Here is an 18,919-nt window from a genome sequence, read left to right on the forward strand (position 1 = left end):
GCTCATCGTGGTATCTCAATATGCCCGTTCCGTCAAACTGAAAATAACGGATAAAGTATTTCGCATCGTTGAAATTGCCCGACCGCTCAATGGTAACCCTTATTTCAATGGTCTGTCCGTCCGTTACCTCTTTGGGTACAGGCATTACCTGTACCTCAAAAGGGTAGTTCTGCCTGATGTCGAGGTCGTCTTTTTCACAGGAGGTCAGCACCACCGAACAAACCAACATTGCCATGAGCAAGAACATCGCCTGTAAATGTAGCCCGTATTTTCTGATTAATATTTTCATTGCAAATCAATTTTAAAAGTTAAACCTTAGTCCAATCCCTGCCGATGGACGGAACTGTTTCAAATCCGTACCCCAAAGCACTTTGGTACGCCCTTGCAGGAGCAGGACAAAACGGTCGGACAGGTACGTTTCGAGCGTGAGCCGTCCGCCCGTACCGTAGACAAAATTGTCTTTATCGAGGATGGTCGAGCCGTCCGGTAGCATTGCTTTGCTCCGGTTGATGGTTTCGTAACCTGCCACGGCTGTAAGCCCTGCATTCAGCGTGATGGTTTTTCTTGCATCGCCCAATAACTGAAGACTGTAACCTGCCTCGCCCGTATAGGTTTCGAGCGGTATCTGTACATCCCTGTAACCGGAAAGCTGATGGGTGTACTCCGCACCCCATATCCAGTAACTGCCGTTCTTTCCGTTCACGGTCAGTGTCAAATTCAGATAGTAATTGTCGCTCATTTCTTTGGACAGCATACCTGCGTTTACTTCCAATCCCTTTTGTTTTGGGAGCATACGCTGTGCCTGTACTGCCGTCATGCTCAACATGGTAAGCACCACGGCAAAAATGTATTTTTTCATTGTTCGTTCCTTTTGGGTTAATTAATCTTTAGGTGCATATCGCTTATCAACTTGGCGTGTACGAGGTCGGAGTTTTCCACCTGCAACACCTGTTGTCTGCCACCGTTCTTTTCAAAGATTTCAATAATCAGAACCTTGTCATCCGTGATGGTAAACTGGTCGAGCAGGAACACGTTTTGGTCGGTGGTATTGCCCGTAATTTCATCGAGCGTTTTGTACATTCGCAATGGGTTCATTGCCTTTTCCTGTACCACGGTACGTTTTGCTACTTTCTTGTCCACGACCTTGAAATTCACAAAGTCAATAGTGAACGGAACATTGCTTTTGTTCCTTAATTCCGTATGGAAATAGAATTTTCCGTTGTGAACATAAATACCTTTCAGCAGGAATTGTATACCGTAGCTTTTTGCCCCGATATGCTTTACAATCCTTTTGTTCTTTTTGTAAATCGTTTCCATGAGCAAGCCCGCCAGTGACGGCGAATTGCCCCCCAATTCCTCAAACAGAACATCGTTGCCGTTTTCCCTGTCCGATGCCTTTTGCATCGTAAGCAAATCATAATTCAACGCCAGCGGATAAGGGCTGTAAAAGACATTGAAATTGTAGAACCGACCATCGTCCGTGATGACCGAAAAATTGGTTTCCTCGTCAAAATCCCTTACGCTTGCCTTTATACGGAGTACGTTTTCCGCATCTTCGGCTTTGCCTGCGATAAGGTATTCACTGCCCAAATCCACGTAGCGGATTGCGGACGGGAATATGAGGTGCGAGGTCTTGCTGTACGTCACCTGCATTTCGTAAGGCTCAACCTTACCCATGCTCAATTTTGCCAAACTGGATGCCACTTGCTGTGCATTTGCACCTGCGATAAAGACTGTCAAACAGACCATTGCCATGAGGCTTTTAAATATTGCTTTCATTTTCTTTTTGATTTTTGTTGAACATTAATTTTTTGAAACGAGGAAAATCTGATGACCGGCTTTGACGGTTACTTTCGGTGTCCTTACTTTCTTGGAGAAGTAACCCGATACGCCCTGCACCATGCCACGGGAAAGGTCACCTGCCACCTGTTGCCCTGCCGAGCGTGTCATCATGATGGAAGTACCGGAGGTTTGGCTCATGTTGGAGGCAATCTCGCTAAGGGCATTCATTTCGGGGGAATACGGTACATATAGCCCTTGCTGTCCGTCCACATCATACACGGTTATATCAACCGGAATAATATTGCCCTCAAATTCGATGGAGGTAACCTTTAATTGCAACCTGCCACCTTGAAACTTTGCGTTAGCCGTCAATACCGTTCCTGTCGGAATGGAACGGACGGGAGTTTGTGCCGTTTCCAACAAACGCAACCGTACACCGCTTTCACCCGTAACGGTCTGTGTTTCCTGTACTACCGCCTTGATACTGTTTTTGGGCTGTACGACCTGTTCCGAAACACCTGCCGTATAAAAACCACGGTTTCGGGTTTCGTTCCAGTTCGCCAAAAACGCACTGTCGGTCGGCTCACGGTACAATGCGGACACCGTATTTTTCCTTACGGGAGTGAATGCCACAAAATGTTCATTTTGCGAGACATTCTTTGCCGAAACCGTTGTGTCTGCATTACCCATTTGTGCCGGAGTTGAGGGCAGGTAACGGGAAGCCATTTCGTATGACTTTTCCATCAAAGCCAGTTGCTCTTCCACGGTCGTTGTAGGCGGTACGTCCTTTTCAGCCAATTGCTCTTTCAGTTCCTCAATCTGTTTACGGAGTTCCTGCGTTTCATAATCGCTGTTGTCGTAGAATGAGGTCAGCGTACTTTGCGCACTCCGGTAACTGTTCAGAGCGGGGTTGCTGTTCCGGCGTGTACCACCGCTGTAAGCGTAGCCGTCTTCGTAGTCCTCATCCGGTTGCTCCGCTTCCAGATCGGCGTTACTGTCCTCGCTCCAATAGTCGGATAGTGACAGGAGCGTATTGCGCTTTTCCTGTATTTTCTGTTCGAGCATTTCCTGTTCATAAGCCTTTTGCTTATCGGATTGAAGCCCTGCATCGGTAGCCTGCGGTACGGCATCGTTCAGACCAATATCCTCAATCGTTTTCTTATCGGAGGATGGTTTGAAGATTAGATACATACAGCCGAGGAACACCACACCCATAAGGGCAAAAATGATGGGCTTTTTTAGCTTTTCGCCTTTGTTCTGCGCACCGTCCTGCGGTGCATCCATTCCGTTTGGGTCGCCATCTTCGACCAAAAAACTTACCCTTTTGTTTTCACTGTCTTTCATAATTTTTATCTTTTAAGATTGTGTTAATACTGTCCTGCGGAGAAACCGAGGAATTGTTTTTCCTGTTAATCGGGTTTTCGATATGCTCTATCGTTAGGGTGTTATCGGACTTTGCTACATCGTAGCACACTTTCAATAGCACGACAACGGACAATAGCGCATAGCCCAAAAAGAGCAGTAGCGTGTAGCGATGCTGTTTTTTAACAGGCATCGCTCGCCACTGTCCATCGAGCTTGTCAAACCAATTACTGATTGTTGTTCTTAGATTTTTCATGCCTTAATCCGTTTTAAAGGCTGAACCGCTTCCGCCTGTGAACCGTCTTTTGCTCCGGTGCATCGCTCACCATAGCGATTGCCTCCCTTGCTTTGGGAGCGGTAACCACGGACAGGTCGGTCAATTCCGATTGTTTCAGTAATTGCCCGAATGGTCTTTTCTTGTAACCTCCATTCTGCCCAAGAAGAATTTGCCGTTTAGGTATTTCACCCACATACAACATTCTACATACGGCTTGTCTTCGCCTGCCCATTGTAGAAAGCCCGTCAATAATAACTGTGACTTTGGTGCGCCCTCCGTACCGTTCCGGCAGTTTTCGAGGTATTCACTTATACTGTCTTTCAACTTTCCGGCATACGCTCCCTGCGTATGGAAATAGCCGTCATATCCTTTTGCAGTAAGGATTTTGGCAAACGTGTTCAAATCTGATATTGTTTCCATAATCTTGATTTTAGCGGTCTATAACTTCTACGTCTCTGTTTTCCAACACGGCAAACTTTTCGATATTGAAACCCTGTGGGTTGTTGTCCGAGCGGACGGAGTTCACGAGATAGCAAGAGGTCACAAGGCTTCGCCTTGTTACGTTGCTTGACCGAATGATAAATTGTTTGGCATACGTTCTTACCGCATACGGATAGGTATCGAAGTTGCAGACCACGCTGTCCACTTCGATACGCTGTTGCACGTTGCCCGAAATGATACGGTTGTAGTACCCTTTTTCCGAAAGGTCTTTGTAATAATCAAATGCCGATTTGTCGGCAAGGTTAAAAGCCCTTTTCATGTTGCTTTCGATGGCGTTCTTATCCGGTGCGAGCGTAAAGAACAGTTCATGGAAACGCTTAACGTGTTCCCTTGCCTCAACAGGTCTGTTGAGGCTTGCATCCTGTGACAGTGCCAACATCAATGATTTACCGTTGTCCAGTACATAAACCTTTTGGCGTTGTGCCTCCGCAAACTGGTAGGACTGCCATACGGCATATCCTACCACTGCGATGCAGAGTACGGCAAATACAATGGCATACAGCCGTATTTGCCTAAAGCTGTTTTCGATATTTCTTAGTGTCTTAAATTCCATTTTTACCAATGTTTATTATTTGTTCATTAACCTGCCACCGATGTTACCTGCAACTGCCCCCGTTCCCGCTCCGGCGATGTTTCCGGTTTTCGATGCCGTTTGGTTGACGTTGCGCATGAAGTTCCCTGCGCCTCCGGCTTGGATAACCCAACCTGCCACCGTTGGAACGGTGAAGTAGCCCACAATCCCAATCAGCATGAAGATGATATACACCGTATTGGATGTGTCGGGGATATACGTAGGGTCGGCAAGCATTTCAATATCCCGTTCCAGTATAAGCGATTGTATTTTCGCAAGTATGGAGCTGAACATATCGGATATGGGCAACCATAGGTACACGCTGATATATCGGGTCAGCCATTGCGTAAGTGTGGACTGAAAACCATCCCATACACTTATCGAAAAGGCTATCGGCCCGAGTATGGACAGCACGATGAGAAAGAACGTCCGTATGGTATCTATGACCAGTGCCGATGCTTGGAAAAGCATCTCCAAAAGGTTGCGAAACCATTCCTTTATGGCTTTTTCTATCTTATAGGCTTGTCGGTCAAGGTACATTCCCGACATGGTAGCTAAATCGGACGGCGACCATCCCAATTCGTCCAGTTTCTTATCAAATTCCTCATCGCTTACGAGGTAAGCGGTTTCGGGATTGCGGAGCATGGCTTCCCGTTCCAACTGGTCTTTTTGCTGTTGCAATTGGTTGAGGTCAAGCACCTGATTTTCGAGCATGGCGTGTGTGCCTTTTACCACAGGAGACATTACCGCATTGATAGTTCCCAATACGATGGTCGGGAAGAACATAATGGCAAGCCCGATGGCGAACGGTCGCAGGAGCGGAAACACGTCTATCGGTTCAGCACGGCTCAATGCCTGCCACACTTTCAGTGCCACGTAGAACAGTGCGCCCAATCCGGCGATGCCCTTTGCCACTGTCGCCATATCGGCGGACAGTGGGAGCATCTCATCGTACAGCGAGCGCAGGAGTTCGTGAAGATTGTTCCATTCCATAGCTTACCAGTATTTTTGTTCAGCAGTACCGTACAGTTCAAGCACCCTTTGGGTGTTGTTCTGTTTTTTTGCTCTCAAAATGCTTACGGAGATATTCTTGTTGGTGTAATACCGGACAAGGCTGTGGTAATCCTTGACCTCTTTGTACACCTTATCAATAATGTCCATACGTTCCTTGTCATTGAGGGATAGCGAGGTTGAGGTAACAATCTGTTTCAGTTCTTTGAGCAGTTCGGTACTCTCGTTCAAGAGCGTGGAATAACCGTTGGCGATTGCCGTCAGTTCCTGTGGGCTGAAATTCGGGTCGTTCATCATCTTGCCGAAATTGTTCACGTACATTTCGGACACATCCCCAACGAGCAACACGGTCTGTTGCACTTTTCGGGCATCCCTCACAAGGTTGTTTACGGCTTTCAGTTTGTCGTAATACTCCTTGCCCTGTTCATACACTTTTTTTACCTCGTTGAAATTTTTTACCACGTTTGAAACGGTGGATGAGGTCTGTATGATTTCATTCGCACTGTTGATGATACCCGATGCAAGGTTTGCAGGGTCGGTAACCACAAATTGTGCTTTTGCGGACGGTGCAACGGCAAGCATAAATGTCGTACACACCAGTAACATTACTTTTTTCATTGTTTCTGATTTTTTAAAATGATTAATAACTATTTCCTTTTTCCCGTCTTTGTTGGGCAATGCGTTTTATCGCCATTTCCACATTGCCGTCCAGTTCAGAAGCCAGTTGCATGACCTCCATTTTCTCGGTTTCCTCCGTGGTGTATGCGAGGTATTCTTCGAGCGATACCTCTGTGGCATACACGGCGGAGTGCGTACCGCCAAGCCCAATCCACACCTCTTTGTAAAGCCTTGACGGGTCATTGTTCTGATTGATGGAAAGGATTTGGGATTTTTCCTTTTCCGTCAGTCCGAGCATCGCTTGGATGTCGTCAAACTTGTTCATGTATTTCCTTTGGTCTAAGAGGATTTTACAGTCGGAATTGTTAATGATACTTTCTTTGACCACGGGTGATTGGATGATGTCGTCCACTTCCTGCGTGACCACGATAGCCTCACCAAAAAATTTGCGGACGGTCTTAAAAAGGTACTTGATGTACTCTGCCATTCCCTCTTTGGCGATGGCTTTCCACGCTTCCTCAATCAGTATCATTTTACGCACACCTTTGAGCCTGCGCATCTTGTTGATGAAGACCTCCATAATGATGATGGTCACTATGGGAAAGAGGATTTTGTGGTCTTTAATCGCATCTATCTCAAACACGATAAAGCGTTTGGAAAGCAGGTCGAGTTGCTTGTCTGAATTGAGCAGGTAATCGTACTCACCACCACGATAATAAGGCTCTAATACATTGAGGAAACCTGCAACATCAAAGTCTTTTTCCCTTACCTGTTTTTCTTCCAGTACCTTTTTGTAATCACCTTTACGTACTCGTAAAATCCATTGAAAGAGGGGTATTCACCGCTTTGCTTGATACGCTCGATGTAACCGCTCACGGCGTTGGACAACGCCACTTCCTCCGAACGGGTCGGCGGTTCATCGTCACGTTTCCAAAGCGTAAGGATGAGCGTTTTGATGCTTTCCCTTTTTTCGATGTCGAAAACTCCATCGTCCGTATAAAATGGATTGAATGCTATCGGGTTGTCTTCGGTGTAGGTAAAATACACACCGTCTTTTCCTTTTGTCTTTCCCTTAATCAGTTCGCACAGCCCTTGATAAGAGTTGCCCGTATCGACCAATAGTACATGAGAGCCTTGCTCATAATACTGCCTCACCATGTGATTGGTGAAGAATGATTTTCCACTTCCAATTTGGAGGGTTGGCGGGCTACTCAATTAAGAATAGCCCGCCAACCCCCAGATGGGCCTAACACGAAGCGATTGCGATTTGTGATAATGCCTCGCTTCATAGGCAAATCTGATATATCCAAATGGATGGGCTTTCCTGTCAATCGGTCTGCCATCTTGATACCGAAAGGCGATGGCGAATTTTGGTAGTTGGTTTCCTCGGTGAAGAAACACAGGGCAGGTTCGATGAACGTATAGAAACTTTCCTCTGCCGGAAAATCGCCTGCATTGCCTGCCATGCCTGCCCAATACAGCGTGGCAACATCCATCGTGTTATGCCTCGGTTTGCATTCCATCAAAGCGAGCGCACTGCCCGTGTCGTTCTTTAGCTGTTTGAGTTCGTGGGGGTCATCCGACCATGCCATCACATTGAAGTGCGCACGGATAGAAGAATGCCCGAAGCTGTGCGCTTCGTTCAGATACCTTTCAATCCACTCTTTGTTAATCTGATTGGCACGGCTATACCTTGCCAGTGAGTGCATATTACGGGCTGACTTTTCAAACTTGCGCAGGTTCTCATCGCTGTTATCCAAAAACAGATACTGGTTATAGATATGGTTGCAACTAAGGAGCAAGCCAACCGGAGAAGCAAAGGACAGCAGGCAATCGCTCCTGTCCGTGGACAGTTTTTCATACCTCGTATTTGCCGATACCGTGTTGGGCAAATCGTCCGTATCGGACAGGGTATGCAGGCACAGCCTTTTGTTGCCGATACGCACGTCCTCACTTCCCAAAGCTATATCCTGCATCGGCGTTCCGGCTTCCCTCGACAGGGTAAGGTACTGTTCGAGCAATCCCTGTTTGTCGCCTGTGCCGATGATGTCATCCTCGGTCAAGCGTTCCAGTTTCACAAAACCGCTATCATTGATAATCCGCTCAAACTGTGCCACCGCTTCCATAAACTTTCGGACGGTTTCTTTATCCCTAATTTCTTTCGGGATAAGGACACCTTTGCAGAGTGACGAAAGTTGCTCTGCATCCGCATCCGCTCTTTGGTCGTCTTGGTGAGGAACAGGTAACAGTAGTGGTTTAAAAAAGGACGTTCGTTGAAATGCTGTTGATAGGACTTTGCAAGAAAACTCTGGTCTTCCTGTGCAATGTCCGGCGCATAATTTTCCTTGATGTACCAATCCTGTTTGTGGACAATGGTGTAGTCCGGCAGGGTCTTGATAGCCTTGTGCCATGCCGAGTGTATGGCATCGTATTCCGCCGATGCTACCGTGAACAGTTCCGGCAGGTGTACCCGAAAGCAAGCCGTGATGTCTGCATCCTTTGAAATGATGCAGTTGTGTTCCACCGCCAGTAATGGAAGCTTGCTTTCCAACGTTGTGGCTTTTCCTGTATTTCTCATAAATGATTGGATTTAGAAGTGAATTTTAAATAGCGGTGTACGGCTCTGCGACAGATGATGTATTTCGGATGCCTTTTCTTTGCCCCGACTTTCATCAATCCATGTTCGCCGTATTTGCCGTTCAATGCGAATGTTTGCCAAACGATGAGCGAAGCACCGCCTGCCCCGACAAGCAGGCACACGTAGGAGTTTACGCCTGCCATGTACATAACCATGACAAGGACAAGCACACCGAGCAATCCTCCGGCGAAGATGAACAGGTACTGTGCTTTCAGTCCTTTGAACTCGACCGTTCTACCGATACCTTTATTGATATTGTAATTGCTCATAATCCATCTGATTTTTTGAGTTCATAATTTGCTGTTAATACCTCAACCTTTTTTCCTCTTGGCTTCCCACCATTGGTATCTACGAATACCTCCCGATGTAGATTGATATTGTACCAATCATGTTTTTTCGTGAACTCTGTCAACTCACTGCTTGGGTAACTGCTCAAAAGGAATTTTCCTTTTATACCGGAAAGGCATTTGAGCAGAGCCAAATAATCGTCACGGGAATAACCATCGTAATGCCCACAGTCAGCGTTGAAATAGGGCGGGTCGCAATAGTGAAAAGCCTGCTCATAATCACGGGAGTTGATGATGCGTAGTGCATCCGTATTCTCTATCTGAACATTCTGCAAACGGATAGCATAATCTTCTGTAAATGATTGCCGTTTGTTAAATAGTCTTTTAGAAGATGTAGGTCTTAACTTATCGTACCCCCAACTATCATCCATCTTTGAACTGAACGATTGATTGCAGAGTACCCAAACAGCCCAAGCTCTTTGCAGTCTGGAGAACAAGTGAGGGTGATTATAAATAACCTGTGCATCGCTGTGTAATGACCGACTGTGCAGGCTAATCCTTACGAGCTTTTCCAAATCCACGAAATCGTTTTTGCAGACTTCGTAAAAGTTGATAAGCTCCCGATTGTAATCGTTGATTACTTCCACTTTTGAGGGCGGTTTTGCCCAAAATATTGCTCCACCACCTACAAAGGGTTCAACATAGGTCTGATGCTTTGGGATAAACGGCAGTATGACCTGTACAAGACTTTGCTTGCCTCCGTAGTATGTTAATGGAGTTTTCATTCTTTCCTTTTTCGACATTTTCAATAATTTACTCGTTAATGATTTACAGGAAGAATGAGCGGAGAATGGTCGCCGCTACGATTAGGAAGATACAAGCCCCAAACCACGACGCTGCCGTCTTGCTTGTATCGGGGTCACCGCTACTAAATTTGTTGTACACCTTTACGCCTCCGATTAGCCCGACCACTGCCCCAATCGCATAGATGAGTTGGGTTGCAGGGTCGAAGTAACTCGTTACCATCTGCGTGGCTTCTTGGATGCCTGCCGAGCCGTTGCCCTGTGCGAACACACCGAATGCCGACAGGAACGCAACGCCTGTCAGCAATACTTTTTTGCTTTGTTTTTCCATGATTTAACTGAATTAAATTGTTACTAATTCCCACTCCTTGCGGGCTTTCGGAACAAAAGTCTTATGGAAATCGAAGCGTTATGGGAAACTGGAAATCAGCGGAATGAATTGGCAGTTATTGGCTATCGAAGTAAAAGAATGATTATATTAGTGCATTTTATTGGAGAATATATTTACCAACTAACACGTAATAAATAACATGGGGATTATAGGGTCAAAATGGAGAAAATGGAACTTTCATGTTCATACCAAAGGAACTAATAAAAACGACCAATTTTTGTCATCATCAATGGATGACTTCTTTCATATTTTTTTTAAAAAGGCTTTTGAAAATCAAATTTCGGCTATTGCTATAACTGATTATTTTTCAATTGAAAGTATCTTGAAGCCGTCGAATACAGACAGAATATTGAAGCCAAAACCGATTGGATAGGCAACAAGCTATTTAATGACGATGAGATTAAATTCATCAACGAGATATTCATCTTTCCAAATGTTGAACTTAGGATGTTGCCCTCTACTGATAAAGGACGTCTAATAAATATCCATTGCTTATTCAATCCTGATTACGTAGCAGATTTAGAAAATGATTTCTTTTCTCATATAGAAAATCAAGAGGGTGTAAAAATGAACCGACATGGGATAACTTCTTATGGTAGGACTTTAGACCCCAATATTACTGAACCTCATAAGCAATACGAAAAAGGTATAGAAAATTTTGTCATCGATTTAAAGTCTTTAAGGGAACGATTATCCAATAAGAGGTTTAGAGATAATACGCTACTTGTCGTAAGTAACTCGAACAACGATGGTGCTTCTGCAATCCAAAAGCACTATAATTTATTTGAAAATGAAAATGGTAGTTTAGATGGATTGAGAAAGTCTATTTATCACATTTCAGATGCTATATTTTCAGCAAATGCAAAAGATATTAAGTATTTTATTGGAAAGAGATTAGAGGGAACAGAAGAGTATAATGAAATTGTCTATAAACAGGAAGTGGAGGATGTTGTCAAACATAGAGGGTCGTTAAAACCTTGTATTGTTGGGTGTGATGCTCATAAAGAAGATGACTTATTTTCCAAGTTTACATGGGTAAAAAGTGATTTGAATTTCGAGGGGTTAAGACAAATTTGCTTTGAGCCTGAACATAGGGTTAAAATTCAAAACGAGGCTCCAGACTTTAAGGAAGAGAAGCTAATAATTGAGCAGGTTTCTTTCATATCTCCTAATAATGTCTTCTCAACTACATCTATACATCTCAACCCTAATCTCAATGTTATAATTGGCGGGAAGTCTTCGGGAAAGTCAATTCTACTTTATGCAATTGCTAAAACTCTTTCAGCGGATGAAACAGTATTAAAAAATGACGATGGAACGGAAAAGTATGACTTAGATAAGATTGAGAATGGATTTGATTTTCAAATAACAACCAAAGGAGGGTTCACCCAAAACCTAAAAAGGCAAGAAGACGAAAATTCGATACTTCCCGAGATTAAATATATTCCACAGAACTACTTGGTGAAGCTTGCTGAACCTGACCTTAATAAAAAAGGTAAATCTTTAAATAAACTCGTTCGTGACCTAATTATAGAGGATGATACTTCTAAAGAGTGGTATCAGGATTTTGTAAATAAGGTTTTTCAAAATGATAAATTGAGGAATGCGAAAATTGATTTGTATTTCGAAACGCAAAGTGAGATAGACACTTTAGAAGCCGAGCTAAAAACTAAATCGAATAAATCCGTTTTAGAAAAGAATATTGAGACAAATACCTTAAAGGTTGAGGAATTAAACAAAAGCACAGGGCTTACACCCGAACAAGTTACTGCATATAATGCTTTGCAAACTAAATTGGAAATCAGCAATTCAAAACTTCAAGATTTTAAAGACGATTTTTCTACAATCCAAAGTCTCAACAATGAATTAGTCCAAAGTCTTGGAAGTATTAAACAGAAAAAAGACACTATAATCGGACAGTTGAAATTGCAGGAAATCAAAGACTTTTATCAATCTGAATATGCGGGAATAGATACTCTTCTTGAAAAGATTAATGAAATAAATACTTCAATTGAAATTCAAACAAATGAAGAAGGTATACGGACGTTTAAAAACTCTTGTAAATTTAGTGATGTTCTTTTAGCTATTCGTGACGAACAGAAAAGGGTAAATGGTAGTATCCAACCTTATCTGAAAGACGAACAAGTAAAAAAATCTATTGAAGTGCTTAACCAGTCAATTGCAAACGACAAAAAATCTTTGTCAGATATTGAAACACTTTCTAAAAAAATACAAGACAAGAAAAGGTTACTTGGTGAAACCAAGAATGAGATTTTTACAATCTACAAAAATAGCTATCAAGAATATCTTAATATAATAGCTTCTTTGAAAGGCAGAACGATTGAATTGGAAAAAGACGGTTTGGGAATTGTTGGTAAAGCGCAATTCAATTATGCAAAACTATGGAAAGAAATTTATGCAATAAGTGATGGTAGAACAGCCTCGTACAATCAATATAGTATTTTAGGAGCCAATAAAAAGGCAACCGACCATGCTGATTTTAATTTCATTTTAGAGGAAGTTACTAAATTGTTTGATGATTTGATAACGAAACGATACGCCCTTACAAACAGGACTTCTATTCAAACAGCAGTAAAAATTGTTTTAGAGGATTATTTCTTCGATTATTGGGACATAACCTACAAAAATGATAAGCTGGGGGCAATGTCCACTGGAAAGGCAAGCTTTGTTATCTTGATGCTGATTATTGGTCTAAGTAAATCTAAAGCACCTATATTAATAGACCAGCCCGAGGATAACCTTGATAATAGGTCAATCACGACAGATTTAGTCAATTACCTTAGAAGTAAAAAACTCGAACGTCAGATAATTATAGTCACACACAATGCGAATATTGTAGTAAATGCGGATGCTGAAAATGTTATCGTAGCTAATCAAAAAGGTCAAAACGATGAACAATCAACAAGTGTTTTTAAATTCGACTACATCAACGGGGCTATTGAAAACTCCTTTGACAAAATCGCTACGGAAACAGATGTTTTAAAGTCAATGGGCATTAGGCAACATATTGCGGATATTGTCGAGGGAGGCAAAGATGCGTTTATTATGCGAGAGAAAAAATACAGGTTTCACTAATTGACAATCGGGGAGCTTAAACAAACTCCCCGATGTCGAAATCTTCCAAATCACTTTTCCGCAAATCGGGAGAACTGAAATCCGTTCCGGCGGAGAGGCTCTTGTCCAATAATTCTGCAATCTTCCGTGAAGCCCCCTCCATTGAGTTTTCGAGCAGACCGAACAATTCCGTTCCCTGTAATCGCTGAACTATATCCACCGCTTTTTGTTGCAGGGCAGGCTCTGGTACTTCTTGTTCCAACCATGCCCCCACGGTCGTCAGTTCATCAAAGGTAACCCCTGTGGCAAACTCATTGTCGCTGTCCTCAAACCCGTACTCATCCCATTCGTCTTCCTCATTTTCAAAATCGGACATACTCCCGAAAACTTCATCCGGCTCTCCCTCAATCTGCGGATTTTCCAATCCTAAACCTATCCCGTAGGTTTCTGTTCCAAAATTATCAGCTATCCCGTCACGTTCGCCCGATTGTCTCTTTGTGGCATTCAGTGACAACGTGTGGCGTTCCACAGGCTTGGGAAGCCCCATAATATCCGGCAGGTCGGGGTTTTTCTTTTCTGGCTTTGCTCCCTGCGGACGGTCTTATGGATGACCACCTTATCTTTCAGCAAAAGGATGATGACGATGATAAGGCATGTTACAATCAATGTTTCCATAGCTATAAGATTGGCTTTTGCTTGTCGGCGTAGATAATCTTTATTTCGTCTCCGAACTCCTCAAAGTGGTGTTTCAATACACTGTGCAGGTAATCGGAAAGGGTGATTTTTCCCTCTCCGAGCAGAAAGACGATACGGGATAATTTCTTGTGGAAATCGGGGCTTATGTAGACCGATTTTCCGCACCTTGCCACAACCCCTGTCGGTCTTAAAAATGCCGTTTGATAATGGGCTTTGCGCAGTATCTTTTCCTGTTGTTTTTGCTGTGTCTTCTTCATAATCGAATACTTTAAAAAATGGGTTTAAACTTATTGTTAAAATCATCGGTGATGGCTTTCTCGAATTGCTCAAAATGATGTTCGAGAATATTGTCCAAATAGGCATATAGGGGTATCTTGTCCTCCCCGATAACCTGCACGATACGGGAAAGCCGTTCGTGGTATTCCTGCCGGATGTAGATGCTCTTATCGCCACGGCGTGTCATGGTGTGGCTGTTGAGGAAACGCTCGCCATAGCCCGTATCGGAAGCTCTCTTTTGTCGGGTGCGCTCTTTGGCTACGGGCTTTTCCGTTGCCGTCTCCTTTGTCGGCTCTGCGGTCGGCTCTTGGGGTGCTACCGCCTGTTGGGGCTTCTTTGTTTCGCCTGCCATGATGGACATGAGATAAGCCTCGTCAATCGGGGCATTCGGCTTTTTCTTGTTTTCATTTTCCATAGCGGTTACAGTTTGACGGTTCTTAAAAATTCACTGATGAACAAATCCAAGCCGGAGGTTTTCATCAATCTTTTGTCGGGAGGTAATAGCGTGGAGCGGAAGACGGTCTTTGCCGTTGCCTCGCTTTCCTTGCGGAAGCGTTTGCTGTCGGCAATACGTGTTTCCATCGCTTGCAGTCCGACCTCGTTAATGACGTTGCCGTAGATTTCGTACAGGTGCGATTTTTCCCTGCCATCGACCATGTTCCAAAACAGCCGTATGGTTTCGATAGAGGTCTGCCCATGCTTCATGAGGACATTGGTCAGCACATCGGTAAAGCTCAATGTGCTTTCCATGACCACACGGTCTGCCGTGATGGGCGAAAAGATATGGTGCATCCCTGCCAGTGTGTTCAGCAAGCCCGAAGTGTTCACCGTTCCGGTTAAGTCGAAGAAAACCATATCCACGGGAACGGTCGAGGACTGTATGAATGCTTCCGCATCCGTTAGGGCATTGTCAGCCCTACTTTGCAGTACCGGATAGGCTTTCTTGTTGATGGTCGAGAATTGGCGGTGTGCCAGTTTTTTCAATACCTCGTTCTGCATGACCGCTTTCAAATCCCGTTCCCTCATCTGACAGATGCTGTGCTGTGGGTAATCGCAGTCAAAGACGGCTACGTTATAACCCATTTGGTAATGGAGTATGCTTGCCGTAACGGTTGTAAACGTGCTTTTCCCAACGCCCCCTTTTTGGCTTGAAAAAGCAATGAATTTTGTCCTGTTTGTTGCTTCCATTTCTATTCTATTTTTAAGTTTCTATTTCCGTGAACTGCCTGCCGTCCTGCATGAAACAGGGCTGTCATCCCTGCACACTGTCCGGCAGTCTTGATACAATCCCGTCTGTCGGGCTTGCCGTCATTCGTTCAATCAGCCATGCCGTCATTCCGGCTTTCACACAGGCAAGACCGATGGCTTGCCTGTTGTCCTGCCCATTGGAATGGTTACAGGATGGCTTTCATGCCATCCGTTATTCCTGCCTGCCGAGCGGAACGCCGTCATGTGTTCCGGCATTCCTGCGCTCCATCTTTCACAACTGCCATCGGGAGCGGATGACTGCAAACAGGCTTGCGTGACTGATAGCGCAAAGAAGCAGGTTATTCCGTTCCATTGATTTAAAGCGGTAATCCACGGCATTTTTTGGCAATGTTTGGTCGTGGCGGATAGGGCAATGCTTTGAAAAAGCTACCCTTACTTTGTAAGGGCTTAAATGCAAGGGGTGAATGGAGAAATCATTGGAGAATAGAAGTTATGGGCGGAACGGCACAAAGCCGTTTTTTTCCGCTTTACCCAATCCGACCCGCAGGGCGGATTTTCTGTTCACCCGAACAGAGCAAGTTATATTTTTAGCTGCTCGAAATAAATTCCGCAGCTAAAAACCACTTGCTCCGCCAACTGGCGGAGAGCTTTTTAAACACCCTCCGAAGTCGGGGTTTATGACAATTAACTAAAGTTGAGCTCGCTGAAGCTCGGTTATTAATGGATTTAGATATGGAAGACAACAAAAGAAACCGAACAAACAAAGTTGGTCGCAAGCCTAAAAAAGACCCTGCCATCCACCGTTATTCGATTAGTCTCAACGACATGGAAAATGCACAGTTCCTTACAATATTCGAGCAATCGGGAATGAAAGTAATGGCACATTTTATTACAGCCTGCATTTTTCAGAAGCCAATCAAGACCGTAAAAATTGATATGGATGCAGTCGATTTTCATACGAGGCTGACCAATTTTTACAGCCAGTTTAGAGCAGTTGGCGTGAATTACAACCAAATCGTGAAGATACTTTACCGCAATTTCTCAGAGAAAAAGGCATCGGCTTACCTCTTTAAACTGGAAAAGCAGACGGCAGAAATGGCGGACTTTTGCCGGAAAGTGATTGAGCTAACACAAGAATTTGAAAAAAAACACCTGCAAAAACACCGATAAGATGATAGCAAAGATTGGCAAGGGCGAAAATTTGTACGGTGCAATTTCATACAACCAAAAGAAAATTGATAGTGAAAATGGGCAGGTTTTGTTGTTGAACAGAATACCTGAAACATTGGATAATACCTATTCGACCAATTACCTGCACCAGTGTTTTGAGCCGTATCTGTCCGCAAATATCAGAACGGAAAAGCCAGTGCGCCACATATCGCTGAACCCTGATCCTGCGGACAGGGTCAGCGATGGGCAGTTCGTGAAAATGGCGAAGGAATATATGGAGCGCATGGGGTACGGTAACCAACCCTATGTTGTTTTTAAGCATACCGATATTGAACGTACCCATATTCATATCGTAACGGTGTGTGTGGGTTTGGACGGGAAGAAGCTACCGGATAGTTACGATCATCCCCGTTCGATGGCAATCTGTCGGGATTTGGAGCAAACGTATAACCTCATACCTGCAACGGAAAAACAGCGCACAGGAAACGAGGAGGTTTTCCGTCCGGTGGATTACAGAGCCGGAGACGTTAAGAGCCAAATTGCATCGGTGGTGCGACACCTGCCGAAGTATTACGGGTACGCAAGCCTCGGAGCATACAATGCCTTGCTTTCACTTTTCAATATCACGGCAGAGGAAGTCAAAGGGGAATTGCACGGACAGCCTAAAAACGGTCTTGTCTATTTTGCAATGAACGAACAGGGCGAAAAAGCGAGCAATCCTTTTAAGGCATCCCTTTTTGGTAAACAGGCAGGGCTGGACGAATTGCAAAATCAATTCGCAAAGGCTAAGGAGAAAATGAAAGCCGACCCCACAAGAGCCGTCCTCAAAAGTACCATTGAAGTAGCGATGCACACCGCCACCGATGAAGCCGATTTTAAAAAGCAACTGATGGAGCAGGGCATCAATACCGTGGTACGGCGCAACAATGAGGGACGTATCTATGGCATCACTTTTATTGACCACGAAAGCCGTACCGTTTGGAACGGTTCAGCTTTGGGCAAAAACCTATCGGCTAATGTCTTTAATGATTGGTGGAATGAGCAGGCGGTCGAGCAACGCCGAGAAACTGAAAACACAAATGCACAAAATCAGCCACCGACCGCAGGTAACGGTACTGCCATAGAGAAAGAAGAAGCCCACGCACTTTTTAACTTCCTTAATAAAGAACAGCCGACCGATGATCTATGGATAAACGGATTGGGTGGGCTACTACCAGAGGCACAGGGCGAAGACTACGAGGAACAGGAATTTGCCAACCGTATGAAGAAAAAGAAGAAACACAGAAAACGGGGAAGACAACACTAACTTTCTTTAACCACCAATGACCAGGATTAACATCTTGGTCTTTGTGGTTTTAGTTTCAACAGTTACTTAAATTCAATTATTTTCTAAGCACACAAAAAAAGTTGTTCCTTTTTATTTAACTTTGTCCTATGCTTTAGACGGAAGCGTGCCACTCATCATAGCAAAGCTGTATCAGCACCGTACCTCTTAATATATTATTATCATCGAAACAACTATCTCGTTTCGGAATATGGTTGATGAGTGACATTTTTCAGACGAGAGATTGTAGAAAGATGAATAATAAAGTAAATGGGCATACAGGCGATTTCATTAAACGTCAAGCCAAAAAAATCAAAAAGCAGGAAAATATCAGCCATGTTCAAGCATTGGACAAAGCATCTATAAACGCAGGCTTTAAGAATTGGAAACACTTTCTTAATGCCAGTAAAAATTTAGAACAGGATATCTCTCAAACTAAACCTGCAACAATTCAAAAGGTCAATCCTTACAGAAATTTGCTTATATCAGCAATTAACACCTTGTTGGACAAACGTATTATTTCCTTAAATGGTAAATCGTCAGATAGTGAGAACGGACATATTTTCGTTGAATTATTTGGTTATCCATCGGTAATCCTCTGGCAAGATATTGGGTTCGATGAATTAAGAATATCTGTGTGGTGGAAATACAATCACGAATTACATCCACAAGCTAATCTCACTGGTAACGCACGAGAAAATTTCAATGGTTCAAGCCCATTGGCAAACAGAATTCATTACAAAAAATTCGTTGGAGTTATAGCGAGTGGATGGTTGGAAAGAAGCACAGGGAAGTATTTACAGGGCAAAAATAGGGAAGCCATTTTTGATGTTTATACAAGAAAGGGAGAAAAAGATGAATTAGAAAAGCAATCACTTCAAAAGCCTAAAGCATTCGGTATTGAGGGCAAGGTCTATATTTAAGACAA

General features: G+C 43.9%; 18 protein-coding genes and 3 pseudogenes. 4 read left to right on the forward strand and 17 right to left on the reverse strand.

The window, feature by feature from the left end; all coding sequences use genetic code 11:
• The 13 genes and pseudogenes from L950_RS10835 to L950_RS10895 all read right to left on the reverse strand — a co-directional run.
• Positions 1-229: TraQ conjugal transfer family protein (locus L950_RS10835; RefSeq protein WP_231577107.1), on the reverse strand; the 229-nt coding region annotated here is incomplete at its 3' end.
• Positions 230-301: 72 nt separating this feature from the next.
• The gene (locus tag L950_RS10840) at positions 302-859 is read right to left on the reverse strand and encodes a conjugal transfer protein TraO (protein ID WP_031289581.1); all 558 of its coding nucleotides are present in this window, start codon (positions 857-859) and stop codon (positions 302-304) included.
• A 17-nt stretch (positions 860-876) separates the two neighbouring features.
• Complete coding sequence (traN, locus tag L950_RS10845) at positions 877-1,779, reverse strand: conjugative transposon protein TraN (RefSeq protein WP_031289582.1); 903 nt, start codon at positions 1,777-1,779, stop codon at positions 877-879.
• Positions 1,780-1,803: 24 nt separating this feature from the next.
• Positions 1,804-3,126: a conjugative transposon protein TraM gene (traM, locus tag L950_RS10850; protein ID WP_021192132.1), complete on the reverse strand. Its 1,323-nt coding sequence runs from the start codon at positions 3,124-3,126 to the stop codon at positions 1,804-1,806.
• Positions 3,113-3,400 (reverse strand): nitrogen regulatory IIA protein, encoded by a 288-nt coding sequence (locus L950_RS10855; RefSeq protein ID WP_021192133.1) that lies wholly within the window; start codon positions 3,398-3,400, stop codon positions 3,113-3,115. Before L950_RS10855 ends, traM begins: the two co-directional genes overlap by 14 nt.
• Positions 3,401-3,413: 13 nt before the next feature.
• A pseudogene (locus tag L950_RS10860) lies at positions 3,414-3,841 on the reverse strand (hypothetical protein).
• Between the two features lie 10 nt (positions 3,842-3,851).
• Positions 3,852-4,475 carry a conjugative transposon protein TraK gene (gene traK / locus L950_RS10865; RefSeq protein ID WP_021192135.1) on the reverse strand — a complete coding sequence of 208 codons (624 nt, stop codon included), beginning with the start codon at positions 4,473-4,475 and terminating at the stop codon, positions 3,852-3,854.
• A 15-nt stretch (positions 4,476-4,490) separates the two neighbouring features.
• On the reverse strand, positions 4,491-5,486 hold the full coding sequence (traJ, locus tag L950_RS10870; RefSeq protein WP_021192136.1) for a conjugative transposon protein TraJ: 996 nt from the start codon (positions 5,484-5,486) through the stop codon (positions 4,491-4,493).
• Between the two features lie 3 nt (positions 5,487-5,489).
• A complete protein-coding gene (locus L950_RS10875) occupies positions 5,490-6,122 on the reverse strand; it encodes a DUF4141 domain-containing protein (RefSeq protein WP_031289585.1) in 633 nt (210 codons plus the stop codon).
• Positions 6,123-6,144: 22 nt separating this feature from the next.
• Positions 6,145-8,700: pseudogene (locus L950_RS10880) on the reverse strand (TraG family conjugative transposon ATPase).
• Positions 8,697-9,029, reverse strand: coding sequence for a DUF4133 domain-containing protein (locus L950_RS10885; protein ID WP_021192138.1), 333 nt, complete (start codon positions 9,027-9,029; stop codon positions 8,697-8,699). Before L950_RS10885 ends, L950_RS10880 begins: the two are co-directional and overlap by 4 nt.
• Positions 9,026-9,832, reverse strand: a complete 807-nt coding sequence (locus tag L950_RS10890) for a DNA adenine methylase (RefSeq protein WP_031289587.1) — start codon at positions 9,830-9,832, stop codon at positions 9,026-9,028. Before L950_RS10890 ends, L950_RS10885 begins: the two co-directional genes overlap by 4 nt.
• A 43-nt stretch (positions 9,833-9,875) precedes the next feature.
• Positions 9,876-10,181: a DUF4134 domain-containing protein gene (locus L950_RS10895; protein ID WP_021192140.1), complete on the reverse strand. Its 306-nt coding sequence runs from the start codon at positions 10,179-10,181 to the stop codon at positions 9,876-9,878.
• A 199-nt stretch (positions 10,182-10,380) separates the two neighbouring features.
• On the opposite strand from L950_RS10895, the pseudogene L950_RS10900 reads away from it, so the two are divergent.
• Positions 10,381-13,337 (forward strand): annotated as a pseudogene (locus L950_RS10900) (TrlF family AAA-like ATPase).
• 16 nt (positions 13,338-13,353) lie between these two features.
• On the opposite strand, the gene L950_RS10905 reads toward L950_RS10900, so the two are convergent.
• The 4 genes from L950_RS10905 to L950_RS10920 all read right to left on the reverse strand — a co-directional run bounded on the left by L950_RS10905 (position 13,354) and on the right by L950_RS10920 (position 15,476).
• On the reverse strand, positions 13,354-13,863 hold the full coding sequence (locus L950_RS10905) for a conjugal transfer protein TraD (protein WP_316930605.1): 510 nt from the start codon (positions 13,861-13,863) through the stop codon (positions 13,354-13,356).
• Positions 13,864-13,993: 130 nt separating this feature from the next.
• Entirely contained in the window at positions 13,994-14,269 is a 276-nt protein-coding gene (locus L950_RS10910; RefSeq protein WP_046792024.1) for a DUF3408 domain-containing protein, read from the reverse strand.
• An 11-nt stretch (positions 14,270-14,280) separates the two neighbouring features.
• Positions 14,281-14,703 (reverse strand): DUF3408 domain-containing protein, encoded by a 423-nt coding sequence (locus L950_RS10915; RefSeq protein WP_021192144.1) that lies wholly within the window; start codon positions 14,701-14,703, stop codon positions 14,281-14,283.
• 5 nt (positions 14,704-14,708) lie between these two features.
• Positions 14,709-15,476: a ParA family protein gene (locus L950_RS10920; protein ID WP_021192145.1), complete on the reverse strand. Its 768-nt coding sequence runs from the start codon at positions 15,474-15,476 to the stop codon at positions 14,709-14,711.
• 753 nt (positions 15,477-16,229) lie between these two features.
• On the opposite strand from L950_RS10920, the gene mobA reads away from it, so the two are divergent.
• From mobA to L950_RS10935, 3 genes are all read left to right on the forward strand, one after another.
• A complete protein-coding gene (gene mobA / locus L950_RS10925) occupies positions 16,230-16,667 on the forward strand; it encodes a conjugal transfer protein MobA (RefSeq protein ID WP_031289589.1) in 438 nt (145 codons plus the stop codon).
• Between the two features lies 1 nt (position 16,668).
• Entirely contained in the window at positions 16,669-17,973 is a 1,305-nt protein-coding gene (gene mobB, locus L950_RS10930; protein ID WP_021192147.1) for a conjugal transfer protein MobB, read from the forward strand.
• Between the two features lie 272 nt (positions 17,974-18,245).
• Positions 18,246-18,914, forward strand: a complete 669-nt coding sequence (locus L950_RS10935) for a hypothetical protein (protein WP_021192148.1) — start codon at positions 18,246-18,248, stop codon at positions 18,912-18,914.
• Positions 18,915-18,919: the final 5 nt, after the last annotated feature.

The organism is Sphingobacterium sp. IITKGP-BTPF85, from assembly GCF_001006065.1.
Taxonomy (GTDB): domain Bacteria; phylum Bacteroidota; class Bacteroidia; order Sphingobacteriales; family Sphingobacteriaceae; genus Sphingobacterium; species Sphingobacterium anhuiense.